This is a genomic window from Arthrobacter sp. B2060 (genome assembly GCF_059090445.1).
The window spans coordinates 143,438-155,560 of record NZ_JBNHFR010000008.1 but is presented as its reverse complement, the minus strand read 5'-3'; the positions used below and the strand labels follow the sequence as shown (position 1 = coordinate 155,560).

The following is a 12,123-nucleotide window of genomic DNA, read 5'->3' as shown; positions in this document are numbered from 1 at the left end:
GGGCGCTGGCACCTGGAAAACTACCGGCTGGTAGGGGTGGTTACTCCAGTTAGTGGTCGCTAACCTCGTAAATGTCGTGTTGGCAATTGGGGGCTACAGGCGGCTGCAATGGCGCGGCCGTTAGAAGGAGCGCAGATGGCAGGCACATTTGAAATAGTAAGCGCGGGGCAGGGAACGTTCCGCTTCCGACTGAAGGCAGATGACGGCACCCTGGTTGCCGTTTCACCGAGTTTCCCGAACATCAAAGCAGTTGTGGCGGGCATTACCGCGGTCCGCGAAAATGCGGCCACCGGGTTTGTCGTAGACCGGAGAGCTTCTCGGGCAAGCTGAGTCCCAGCGCATTCATTGGGACGGCGACGGCGGCCCTCACCGGAAGGTGGGGGCCGCCGTTCTGTGTGCTGAGCGGGAAGTCCGGCGCCGTTAGGCGTCGCCGCCCGCTCCGCCGGTGGTGCCCGCGTTGACGTCGAGGAGCTTGTAGCGGTCCATGGCGTACGACGGCGCCCCCTCCTCGACCTCGCCCCTCGCCGCGAGCAGCTGCAGGGTCTTCACGACGATGGAGTGGGTGTCGTTCTTGAAGAAGCGGCGTGCTGCGGCGCGGGTGTCGGAGAAACCGAAGCCATCGGCACCGAGGGAGGCGAACTCGTTCGGGATGAACTGGCGGATCTGGTCCGGGACGGCCTTCATGTAGTCCGAGACGGCAACCACCGGGCCGGTGGCGCCGGCGAGCTGCTGTGTGACGAACGGCACCCGGGCGGTCTTGCCGGGGTTCAGGAACGCCTCTTCCTCGGCGGCCATGCCGTCGCGGCGCAGTTCGTTCCAGGAGGTCACGGACCAGACGTCGGCGGAGACGCCCCAGTCCTCGGCCAGGATCCGCTGGGCTTCGATGGCCCAGGGAACCGAGACGCCGGAGGCCAGGATCTGCGTGCGCGGGCCGTCGATCTTGGCCGGCGCCAGCAGGTAGATGCCCTTGATGACGCCTTCAACGTCCAGCTCATCCGGCTCTGCAGGCTGGGTGATGGGCTCGTTGTAGACCGTGATGTAGTACATCAGGTTTTTATCGGATGCAGTTCCGGTTCCATCGCCGCTTGCGGGGGGACCGTACATGCGCTCGATGCCGTCGCGGACGATGTGGCCCATCTCGTAGCCGTAGGCGGGGTCGTAGGTGACCACTGCGGGGTTGGTGGCGGCGAGGATGGGGGAGTGGCCGTCGGCGTGCTGGAGTCCTTCGCCGGTGAGGGTGGTCCGTCCTGCGGTGGCGCCGATGATGAAGCCGCGGGTCATTTGGTCCGCGGCGGCCCAGAAGGCGTCGCCGGTGCGCTGGAAGCCGAACATGGAGTAGAACACGTAGATCGGGACCAGCGGGACGCCGTGGGTGGCGTAGGCGGTGCCGGCGGCGGTGAAGGCTGCCACGGCGCCGGCTTCGTTGATGCCGGGGTGGATCAGCTGGCCCTGCGCGGATTCCTTGTAGGCCAGGACGAGGTCCCGGTCCACGGACAGGTAGTTCTGGCCCCCGGGGTTGTAGATCTTGGCAGTGGGGAAGAACGCGTCCATGCCGAAGGTCCGCGACTCGTCCGGCACTATCGGAACGATCCTGTGTCCGAACTTTTTGTCGCGGAGCAGGTCCTTGAGCAGCCGGACGAAGGCCATGGTGGTCGCAGCCTGCTGTTTGCCTGAACCGCGCTTGGCGACTTCGAACGTCTTGGCCTCGGGCAGTTCAACGGCCGCGTGGTTGGACCGGCGTTCGGGGACGGAGCCTCCCAGCGCTTTACGCCTCTCGAGGAGGTAGGCCATTTCGGGGGCGTCCCATCCCGGGTGGTAGTAGGGCGGGCTGTAGGGATCCTCTTCCAGCTGCGCGTCGGAGATGGGGATCCTGAGATAGTCCCGGAATTCCTTCAGGTCGTCCAGGGTGAGTTTTTTCATCTGGTGGGTGGCGTTGCGGCCTTCGAAGTGGGGGCCGAGTCCGTAGCCCTTGACCGTTTTGGCCAGGATCACGGTGGGTTTGCCCTTGAATTCGGTGGCTGCCTTGTAGGCGGCGTAGACCTTGCGGTAGTCGTGCCCGCCGCGCTTGAGGTTCCAGATCTGGTCATCGGTGAGGTCCGCGACCATGTCCTTGGTCTGCGGGGTCTTGCCGAAGAAGTGTTCGCGGACGAACCCGCCGGATTCGGCCTTGTAGGTCTGGTAGTCCCCGTCGGGGGTTTCGTTCATGATCTTCACGAGCGATCCGTCGGTGTCGCGGGTGAGCAGGTCATCCCATTCCCGGCCCCAGACGACCTTGATCACGTTCCAGCCCGCGCCGCGGAAGAACGCCTCGAGTTCCTGCATGATCTTGCCGTTGCCGCGCACCGGCCCGTCCAGGCGCTGGAGGTTGCAGTTGATCACGAAGTTCAGGTTGTCCAGGTTCTCGTTCGCGGCGAGCTGGAGCAGGCCGCGGGACTCGGGCTCGTCCATTTCCCCGTCGCCCAGGAACGCCCAGACCTGCTGGTCGGAGGTGTCTTTCAGGCCGCGGTTGTGCAGGTACCGGTTGGACTGGGCCTGGTAGATCGCGTTCATCGGCCCGATGCCCATCGACACGGTGGGGAATTCCCAGAACTCGGGCATCAGCCGCGGGTGCGGGTAGGAGGACAGGGCGTGGCCTTCCTTGGACTTTTCCTGCCGGAAGCCGTCCAGGTCCTGCTCGGTCAGCCGGCCTTCCATGAACGCCCTGGCGTACATCCCGGGGGAGGCGTGGCCCTGGAAGAACACCTGGTCCCCGCCGCCGGGGTGGTCCTTGCCGCGGAAGAAGTGGTTGAACCCGACCTCGTACTGCGTCGCGGCCCCGGCATAGGTGGAGATGTGCCCGCCCACGCCGATGTTCGGCCGCTGGGACCGGTGCACCATCACCGCCGCGTTCCAGCGCATGTACGCCCGGTAACGCCGCTCGAACTCCTCGTTGCCCGGGAATTCCGCTTCCTGGTCCGCCGGAATGGTGTTCACATAGTCCGTGGTGGTCACCATCGGAACCCCGACGCTCTGCGCGCCGGCACGCTGCAGGAGACTGCGCATGATGTATTGGGCACGCTCGGTGCCCTGTTCCCTGATCAGCGCGTCCAGGGACTCAACCCATTCGGCGGTCTCTTCCGGATCACGATCAGGCAGCTGGTTAGTCAACCCGCTGAGGATATGGGAGGTATCTTCTCCTGCAGCCACGGCAGCCTCGTTTCATCTTTGAATGTTTGGGCCATGTTTTCGTATTGTGAGAAAACATTCTTGCCATTCGAGATTAGGCACCCCGCCATGCTGTGGTCAAGGCGGGTGCCGCCGCCGCCCGGCTGGCCCATGCAGGAGGCCGCTACCCGCCAATTGTGACTGTACGGGCAATCGGGAAACCCTTGACCGCCGCGTGATTAAGGTCATACAGTTATTCCACTCTTCAAAAGCTAAATTCCATTATATGGAAAGTGATTGTCGGAAGCGTTGACTTCCGCCCCACACCCATCCCAAGAACTGGAGATCCAGATGCAGACGACCCCATCAGTCGGCGTCGAAACCGCTCCCGTCCCGACAGAGTTGTCGGGCCAGCCGGTCCATCCCGCAACGGGCGTCGACGCCCTGTGTGAAACTGCGAGCGCCGCCTCAGGGCGCAGCATCAGCCCCAGCCTGTACAACATCGACCTTGCCCCGACCAAGCGGGAAGGCCGCCGCTGGACCAGCTACAGCATCTTCACTCTGTGGGCCAATGACGTCCACAGCCTCGGGAACTATGCCTTCGCCATCGGACTCTTCGCGCTGGGCCTGGGCGGCTGGCAGATTCTCCTGGCTTTGGGGGTCGGTGCCGTCCTGCTGTTCGCGCTGCTCAGTTTCTCGGGTTTCATGGGCGTCAAGACAGGTGTGCCATTTCCGGTCATGAGCCGCATCAGCTTCGGCATCAGGGGAGCCCAGATCGCCAGCCTCCTGCGCGGGGCGGTGGCCGTGGCATGGTTCGGCATCCAGACGTACCTCGCGTCCGTGGTGCTTCGCGTCATGCTCGTGGCGATGATTCCATCACTTCAGGAAATGGACAACAACTCCGTTCTCGGGCTGTCGACGCTTGGCTGGATTGCCTTCGTGTCCCTCTGGATTGTCCAACTGGTCATCGTCAGCTTCGGCATGGAGATGATCCGCAAGTACGAGGCCTTTGCCGGCCCCGTCATCTTGGTGACCATGGCCGCCATCGCGATCTGGATCTTCGTGGAAGCCGGCGGCGCTATAGCCTGGGCTCCGGATAATGCCCTTGAGGGCGCGGACATGTGGCGGACCATCTTCGCCGGAGGCGCCCTCTGGGTCTCCATCTACGGGACCTTCGTCCTGAACTTCTGCGACTTCACCCGCTCCGCCGTCTCTAAGAAGGCCGTGGTGCGCGGCAACTTCTGGGGCATCCCAATTAACATGCTCCTGTTCGGCGCAATCGTCGTGGTCATGGCAGGCGGCCAGTTCAAGATCAACGGCGCAGTCATCGAGAGCCCCTCGGACATTGTCCAGACCATTCCGAACACGCTCTTCCTCGTGCTGGCCTGCCTCGCGCTGCTCATCCTGACCATCGCGGTGAACCTGATGGCCAACTTCGTTGCCCCGGTCTATGCCCTGACCAACCTCTTCCCCAAGCACCTGAACTTCCGTAAGGCAGCCTGGGTGAGCGGCACCATCGGACTCATCATCCTGCCGTGGAACCTGTACAACAATCCGCTCGTGATCGTGTACTTCCTGGGCGGTCTCGGCGCCTTGCTCGGTCCGCTGTTCGGCGTCGTCATGGCCGACTACTGGCTGCTCCGCCGTGGCCGGGTCAACGTGCCTGAGCTCTACACGGAAGACCGCTCCGGAGCCTACTACTACCGCAGGGGCTTCAACCCCCGGGCGATCATCGCCATGGTCCCGGCAGCCGCCGTCGCGCTCCTGATTGCGTTCGTTCCGGCACTGGGCGCCGCCGCCCCGTTCGCCTGGTTCTTCGCGGCCGGCATCGCCGCGGTGGTGTACTTCGTCATCGCGGACCGCTCGCAGCGCCTCGACGACGTTGACGGCGAGGCCATTGCCGTGGCAAGCACCCACTGACGAGAACCCAGACCTTTCCAAACCGAAAGCGGAGGCACCCATGCGCATCCTTGTCGCGAACGTGAACACCACCCAGTCCATGACCGACTCCATCGCCGCCCAGGCCCGCGGCATCGCGGCGCCGGGAACGGAGATCATCGGCATCACCCCGCGGTTCGGCGCCGACTCCTGCGAAGGCAACTTTGAAAGCTACCTTGCGGCGATCGCCGTCATGGACCGGGTGGTGAGCTATCCGGAGCCGTTCGACGCCGTTATTCAGGCGGGCTACGGGGAACATGGCCGCGAGGGGCTCCAGGAGCTTCTGGACGTGCCGGTTGTCGACATCACGGAGGCCGCGGCCAGCACTGCGATGTTCCTCGGGCACAAATACTCTGTGGTCACCACGCTGGACAGAGCCGTGCCGCTCATCGAGGACAGGCTGAAGCTGGCCGGACTGGACGCACGCTGCGCCTCGGTGCGGGCCAGCGGCATGGCGGTGCTGGAACTGGAGGAGGAGCCGGAGCGGGCCGTCGAGGCCATCATCGAACAGGCACTTCTGGCCGTCCGGGAGGACAAGGCCGAGGTCATCGTCCTGGGCTGCGGCGGCATGGCCGGCCTGGATGAACAGATCCGGCAGCGCGCCGGCGTCCCGGTGGTCGACGGCGTGGCGGCAGCCGTCACGATTGCCGAATCGCTCGTGAGGATGCGGCTCTCCACCTCCAAGGTCCGGACCTATGCCGCCCCGCGGCCCAAGACCGTCATAGGCTGGCCGTTGGTGGGCGCGGACGTGCCCGCGTCCCAGTAGGCCCGCCATGCCCAGCGCGGCAGCAAATCCAGGAGTACCGCCATGACCGAAACGCCGCCGGCCGCAGAGCCACAGCCAGGACGCGTCGCCGTCGTCACCGGGGCCGGATCCGGCATCGGCAGGGCGGTGGCCCGGCAGATGCTGGCCGAGGGTTACCGGGTGGCACTGGCAGGGCGGCGGGAGCCGCAGCTGCTGGAAGCGGCGGGCGGCCACCCGGATGCGCTGGCCGTGCCATGCGACGTCACCGTGCCCGACGACGTCGAGCGCCTTTTCGCTGCCGTCCTCCGGCGGTGGGGGAGGGTGGATGTGCTGTTCAATAACGCCGGCATTTTTGGCCCGGCAGCCTCGGTGGATGAGATCAGTCTCGATGACTGGGACGCCACGGTGGCGGTGAACCTCACCGGCTCGCTGCTGTGCGCCGGCGCGGCCGTCCGCGCCATGAAGGCACAGCAGCCGCAGGGCGGGCGGATCATCAACAACGGGTCCATCTCGGCTCACTCGCCCCGGCCCCGCACCGTGGCCTATGCGGTCACCAAGCACGCCATGACCGGGCTGACCAAGAGCATTGAGCTGGACGGCCGCGCCTTCGGCATTACCTGCGGCCAGATCGACATCGGCAACACTGCCACCGAAATCATGGACACCATCGGCGTCGGTTCCGGCGCGCTCCAGGCCGACGGCACGCGCAAGATCGAACCCATGTTCCCCGTGGAGGACGCTGCGAGGGCTGTGCTGCTGATGGCCGGAATGCCGGCCTCGGCGAGCGTGGGTTCAGTGGTGATCACAGCCGCCGGCATGCCCTTCATCGGCCGCGGCTGACAGCGAACGAACCCTTGCCGCCGCGGTGACGCGGCGGCTTTTGCCTGCCCTCGCCCACCCCTGAATTTCCGCATTATGGAACTGAATTTTCCTCTTGCGGAATAGTGTGAGCGGGGTTACTTTGGAATCAGACCCCGATTTCCGGGGCTGTCCCCGATTGAATAGGTACAGATCAATGAAGATCCCAGATTCCTCGGCGCTGAAGGCGAGTTCGGCGCCGTCGAAGAAGAAGCCCCTGTACAGGTCGCTCTTCTTCCAAATTCTGATCGCCGTCGTGGCAGGTGTTCTCATAGGGCATTTCTGGCCGGACCTTGGCTCCCAGCTGAGGCCGCTGGGTGACGGTTTTATCCAGCTCATCAAGATGATCATCGCGCCGCTGATTTTCCTGGTGATTGTCACCGGAATTTCAGCCGTAGGCGACGTCAAGGCGGTCGGAAGGGTAGGAGTCAAGGCACTTCTCTACTTCACAGCGGCTACGCTTTTCGCCCTGGTCTTCGGCCTGATCGTCGGCAACCTCGTTCAGCCCGGAGCCGGCCTGAACATCGATCCGAGCACGCTGTCCCAGGAGGCGCTGGACGCCAAAACCGGGAACGCTCCGCCCAAGGACGCCGCCCACTTCATCCTGGACATCATCCCCACAAGCGTCATTGGAGCTTTCGCCAGCAACAGCCTGCTGCAGGTTCTCTTCTTCTCGGTCTTCTTCGGGGCCGCGATAGTGGTCATCGGCCGCGAGCGTTGCATGCCGGTCATCAGCCTCATGGAGACCGTCCTCGAGCTCATCTTCAAGATCATGTCCTGGATCATGAAGGTGGCCCCGGTCGGCGCTTTCGGTGCCATGGCGTTCATCATCGGCCAGTACGGGCTCGACACCCTGAGTACCTATGCGATGCTCATCGCGGCCTGCTACGGTGCGGCAGTCGTCTTCATTGGACTGCTGTTCCTCGTCGCCTGGAGTTTCGCCCGGGTCCCGCTGTGGCAGTTCATGAAGTACACCCGCGAGGAGTTTTTGCTGGCCCTCGGCACGGCCTCCACCGAAGCCGTGATGCCGCGCATCATGACCAAGTTGACCAATGCCGGCTGCTCCCGAGCCACCACCGGTCTGGTGGTCCCCACGGGCTACTCCTTCAACCTCGACGGCGCCGCGATCTACCTCTCGATTTCGCTGCTGTTCCTCGCCCAGGCCTTCGGCCACAATCTGGACCTGGGCCAGCAACTGGCGGCCCTCGGCGTCCTGCTGCTGACCTCCAAGGGCATGGCGGGCGTTCCCGGGTCTTCGTTCCTCGCACTCTCCGCCACCGCGGCGGCCCTGGGGATCTTCCCGGTGGCCGGCGTCGCCCTTCTGCTGGGCGCGGACCGGCTGATGGACTCCATGCGCGTTGTGGTCAACCTCCTCGGCAACTGCGTCGCGACGTTCGTTGTCTCCAAATGGGAGGGCCAGTTCGACCGCAGTGTCATGGTCCGGGCGTTCCAGGGTGAGATCACGAACCACGACTCCGCCATCATGCTCGGCGTCGAGGATGACTTCGAGGACCAGGAACTTGAGCGGATCAGCGAGGGCGGCCAGCCGTCACCCAAGTTCCGCGGGGGCCCGAATCCGGAGGACATCCCTGAGTTCCAGATGACCAAGGCGGCATCCTCCACGGGAAGCTCGGCGGCCATCCACCACGAATAGCGGCAGCGCCCTGACACTGCCCGCAGCCAGACCCCGTTCCGGAAACCCCGGGGCGGGGTCTGCGCTTTTTCCCGTGCCGGCGGCATGGCCCCCTACACTGGCGCCATGACTTTTCCCCAGGCCGTGCTGTCCTTTGCTGTTGTGGCAGGTCTCCTGACCCTCGTCCCGGGCATCGACACCTCGATTGTGCTGCGCGCAGGCCTCACGCGCCGCAGGGCTGCCGCCTTCGCCACGGCAGCGGGAGTCTGCAGCGGCGCGCTCGCATGGGGTGCCGCTGCCGCCGTGGGCGCCTCGGCGCTGCTGGCCGCATCCGACATCGCCTACCGCGCATTAACACTTGCTGGGGCCGCGTACATGGCCTGGCTGGGAGCATCGCTGATCTGGAAGACCATCAGCCGCAAGGGGGCAGCAGGTCACCTTGCGGCCGCAGATTCTGCCCCGCCCCACGACGGCACGCTGTGGGGCTCCTGGTTGAAGGGGGCGGCCACCAACCTGCTCAACCCCAAGGTCGGGGTGTTCTACATTGCAACCATTCCGCAGTTCATTCCCGCCGGGATGTCACCACTGGCCATGGGGCTGTTGCTTGCTGCGGTGCACGGCATCATGGCCATGGGCTGGTTCACGCTGATCATCATCGGCACGGGTTTCGCTTCGAAGTGGCTGCGCAGCGCGCGGTCCATCAGAATTATCGACCGCATCACCGGAACGGTGCTCATCGGCTTTGGCGCCCGGCTGGCACTGGAGCCGCACTAGCGGGCGTCCTTTATTGGCGTGGCCAGATCGGCGACGGCCATGCCGGTCGTCCGCGTTGGGCATCTAGTGCGGTTCTTAGATGTCGGGCCCTTATTTTGTCAGGGGTCACTGGAACACTGTGTCTATGGAGGGCAGTCGGAAAGCACAGATGAAGTTGGCAGCGGCGGTATGCGGCGACGGCCTTCCCGGTGCCGCTGATTCTTGTGTGAGTGTGGAGGACCTGATTGCCACGGCGAGGTCGCTGCAGCTGGCCGCTGACAGTGCCGCACTGATCGACCAGTTGCGCGGGCTGGAGGAGCTGAAGTCTGCAGTCTCCGGTTTGCAGGCGAGGATCGCTGTCGCCTTCGATGCCGCCCAGCACCGCTCCCAGGCCGAGCAAGGGATCCCAGTTGCGGAGCGGGGCCAGGACGTGGCCGCGCAGATCGCACTCGCCCGGCACGAATCCCCGGCCCGCGGCTCCCGGCTGCTCGGCCTGGCGAAAGCCCTCGTAATCGAGATGCCCCGCACCCTGGCCGCCCTGGAGACGGGCCGGCTGAACGAATGGCGCGCCACGCTACTCGTGAAAGAAACGGCCTGTTTGAGCGCGGCGGACCGGTGCGCCGTCGACGAGGAGCTCGCCGCCGACACCGGAACCTTCGACGGTTCAGGCGATAGGGCGGTCGTGGCCGCGGCCCGGGCCGCCGCGTACCGCAGGGACCCGCGCTCGGTCACCCAGCGGGCGAGCCACGCCGCAACCGAGCGGTCCGTCAGCCTGCGCCCGGCCCCGGACACCATGACATACCTCACCGCGCTGCTGCCCGTCGCGCAGGGCGTCGCCGTCTACGCCGCGCTCAGCCGCCAGGCCGACACGCTGCGCTCCGACGGGGATGAACGTTCCCGCGGCCAGATCATGGCCGACGCCCTGGTCGAACGAACCACCGGTGCCCCCGGCGGGAGCAGCGGCGTCGAGATCCAGCTCATCATGACCGACCGCACCCTCTTCCAGGCCGACAGCGAACCTGCCCGCTTTAGCGGCTACGGCACTGTCCCGGCTGGCTGGGCCCGCACCCGGATCCAGGCAGGCGAGTCTATCGACGGTCAGGAGCTGAATATCTGGCTCCGGCGGCTCTACACCGCCCCCGGAACCGGGGAACTGGTCGCGATGGACTCACGGGCGCGGCTCTTCCCGGCAGGGCTGCGGCGGTTCATCCAGGCCCGCGATGACACCTGCCGCACCCCATACTGCGACGCCCCGATCCGCCACCACGACCACGTTGTTCCGTGGTACGAGGGCGGAGCCACCAGTTTGGCCAACGGTGCCGGACTCTGTGAAGCCTGCAACCACACCAAAGAAAACCCCGGCTGGCAAGCCATCCCACGGCCCGGACCCCGGCACACCTTCAAACTCGAGACTCCCACGGGCCACACCTACCACTCGACGGCACCCCCACTCCCCGGAACCAGCCCCGGAACCAGCCCCGGAACCAGCGTGACAGAACGGCTGCCGCGTGCCTCCTAAAACCCCGGTGACTGTCAACCGGCTCCCGCACGTGCTGTAGGGCACCCGCAGGTTCAGAGCGGCAGCAGCGCGGAGAGGTCCGCGCGGAGCCCGGAGGCCGCCACGCGCCCGGCGTCCACGGCATCCGCCCAACTCAGCGTGCCGGTCACCATCGCCAGCCAGGTGGCGGCGTCGCACTCGATGACGTTCGGGGGAGTGCCGCGCGTGTGGCGAGGGCCTTCCACGCACTGCGTGACGCCGAACGGCGGAACCCTGACCTCCACGGAATTTCCGGGCGCCCGGGCGGTGACCTCCTCGAGGGAGTACCGCACCGCCGTCGCTATCGCTGTGCGCGGAACCGCAGCGCCCGACGGCGGCTGGCTGGCTTCCAGCCACTCCGCCAGTGCCGCTTTGCCGGCTTCGATGTCAATTCTGCGACGCGCAACCGCCATCGCCGCCTCCTTTGGTGCTGTGGAATTCTGGTGCTGCGGGGACAGGGGACTAGTCAAGCAGGGCCGACACGGCGTGGCCCAGCCGGATTTTGCCTACCGGCCGCCCGCCCCCGAGGACCGGCTCAACCACCTTCTCCAGCACGCTGGATACGCCGGGGATGTCCACGGCGCCCACTGCGGCCAGGAGGGTCAGTCCCACAAGGGACGTGGCCCGCAGGTTCCCGTCCAGCACCTTCACGGCGGCCGAGACACCCTGCGGCGTGGCCAGGACGAGCACGCCCTCGGCGCCGATCTTGGCAATGACGTCCAGCTCTTCCATGACGATGGTGTTGGCCTCACCTTTGCCCTGGACCGCCCACGGATAGTCCAGCATGGACGTGGCGATCGTGGCGGCGCGGGCGTTGGAGTTCTTGTCCCTTGGCGCCTTCCCGAGCCGGGAGTAGGCCCGGGCAAGGCCCGTCAGGGAAATGGCGGCCACTGGGGCACCGCAGCCGTCGATGCCGAGGTGGGCGATCTTCTCCTCCGAGTATTCCTCGATGACGGAGCGGACGCGCTGCTGCAGGGGGTGGTTGGGTTCGAGGTAGCTGTGGGTGTCCCAGCCGTTCTCCGTGCACGCCCACAGGAAGGCGGCGTGCTTTCCGGAGCAGTTGAAAGCCAGCCGGGACTTGCCCTTTTCGGAGCGGGTGAGCCAGGTGCGGGCCGTCTCATCCTGCGGCCAGGCCTCCGGGCACTGCAACTGGTTTTCCTTGACGCCGGCCGCCTTGAGCATTCCTTCCACGACGTCCATATGGTCCAGGGACCCGGTGTGGCTGGCACAGGCGACCGCCACCTGGGCGCCGCGAAGGGGGACACCGGACTGCATGGACGCCAGGGCCTGCAGCGGCTTGAGCGTGGACCTGGCCAGAATCGGCGTGGTGATGTCTCCGAGTTCCGTAACGATGTTGCCGTCTCCGGCGAGGACCACTGCAGCCCCGATGTGCCGGGACTCAATGAAGCCGCTCCGTTCAATAACCGCGAGTTCGACGGCGGACTCCACAGTGAACGTGGCATGCGGATTTAGGGGCATGGCCCCAGTCTATGGTGCGGGATCGGCATTCCCTTC

General features: G+C 65.7%; 10 protein-coding genes. 7 read left to right on the top strand and 3 right to left on the bottom strand.

Annotated features, from left to right (window positions below):
- The first annotated feature begins 108 nt into the window (after window positions 1–108).
- Window positions 109–330, top strand: a complete 222-nt coding sequence (locus AC5RUM_RS15030) for a YegP family protein (RefSeq protein ID WP_494035667.1) — start codon at window positions 109–111, stop codon at window positions 328–330.
- Window positions 331–420: 90 nt separating this feature from the next.
- On the opposite strand, the gene aceE is transcribed toward AC5RUM_RS15030, so the two are convergent.
- Complete coding sequence (aceE, locus tag AC5RUM_RS15025) at window positions 421–3,186, bottom strand: pyruvate dehydrogenase (acetyl-transferring), homodimeric type (protein WP_494035666.1); 2,766 nt, start codon at window positions 3,184–3,186, stop codon at window positions 421–423.
- 309 nt (window positions 3,187–3,495) lie between these two features.
- On the opposite strand from aceE, the gene AC5RUM_RS15020 reads away from it, so the two are divergent.
- From AC5RUM_RS15020 to AC5RUM_RS14995, 6 genes are all read left to right on the top strand, one after another.
- Window positions 3,496–5,064, top strand: coding sequence for an NCS1 family nucleobase:cation symporter-1 (locus AC5RUM_RS15020; protein WP_494035665.1), 1,569 nt, complete (start codon window positions 3,496–3,498; stop codon window positions 5,062–5,064).
- Window positions 5,065–5,104: 40 nt separating this feature from the next.
- Entirely contained in the window at window positions 5,105–5,848 is a 744-nt protein-coding gene (locus AC5RUM_RS15015; RefSeq protein ID WP_494035664.1) for an aspartate/glutamate racemase family protein, read from the top strand.
- A 42-nt stretch (window positions 5,849–5,890) separates the two neighbouring features.
- The gene (locus AC5RUM_RS15010) at window positions 5,891–6,667 is read left to right on the top strand and encodes an SDR family oxidoreductase (RefSeq protein WP_494035663.1); all 777 of its coding nucleotides are present in this window, start codon (window positions 5,891–5,893) and stop codon (window positions 6,665–6,667) included.
- Between the two features lie 175 nt (window positions 6,668–6,842).
- On the top strand, window positions 6,843–8,339 hold the full coding sequence (locus AC5RUM_RS15005) for a cation:dicarboxylate symporter family transporter (protein WP_494035662.1): 1,497 nt from the start codon (window positions 6,843–6,845) through the stop codon (window positions 8,337–8,339).
- Window positions 8,340–8,444: 105 nt separating this feature from the next.
- Entirely contained in the window at window positions 8,445–9,092 is a 648-nt protein-coding gene (locus tag AC5RUM_RS15000) for a LysE family translocator (protein ID WP_494035661.1), read from the top strand.
- Between the two features lie 148 nt (window positions 9,093–9,240).
- Entirely contained in the window at window positions 9,241–10,590 is a 1,350-nt protein-coding gene (locus tag AC5RUM_RS14995) for an HNH endonuclease (RefSeq protein ID WP_494035660.1), read from the top strand.
- A gap of 53 nt (window positions 10,591–10,643) precedes the next feature.
- Here AC5RUM_RS14995 and AC5RUM_RS14990 read toward each other — a convergent pair whose 3' ends face one another.
- Window positions 10,644–11,021 (bottom strand): sterol carrier family protein, encoded by a 378-nt coding sequence (locus AC5RUM_RS14990; protein ID WP_494035659.1) that lies wholly within the window; start codon window positions 11,019–11,021, stop codon window positions 10,644–10,646.
- 49 nt (window positions 11,022–11,070) lie between these two features.
- Window positions 11,071–12,087 carry an asparaginase gene (locus AC5RUM_RS14985; RefSeq protein ID WP_494035658.1) on the bottom strand — a complete coding sequence of 339 codons (1,017 nt, stop codon included), beginning with the start codon at window positions 12,085–12,087 and terminating at the stop codon, window positions 11,071–11,073.
- Window positions 12,088–12,123 lie beyond the last annotated feature (36 nt).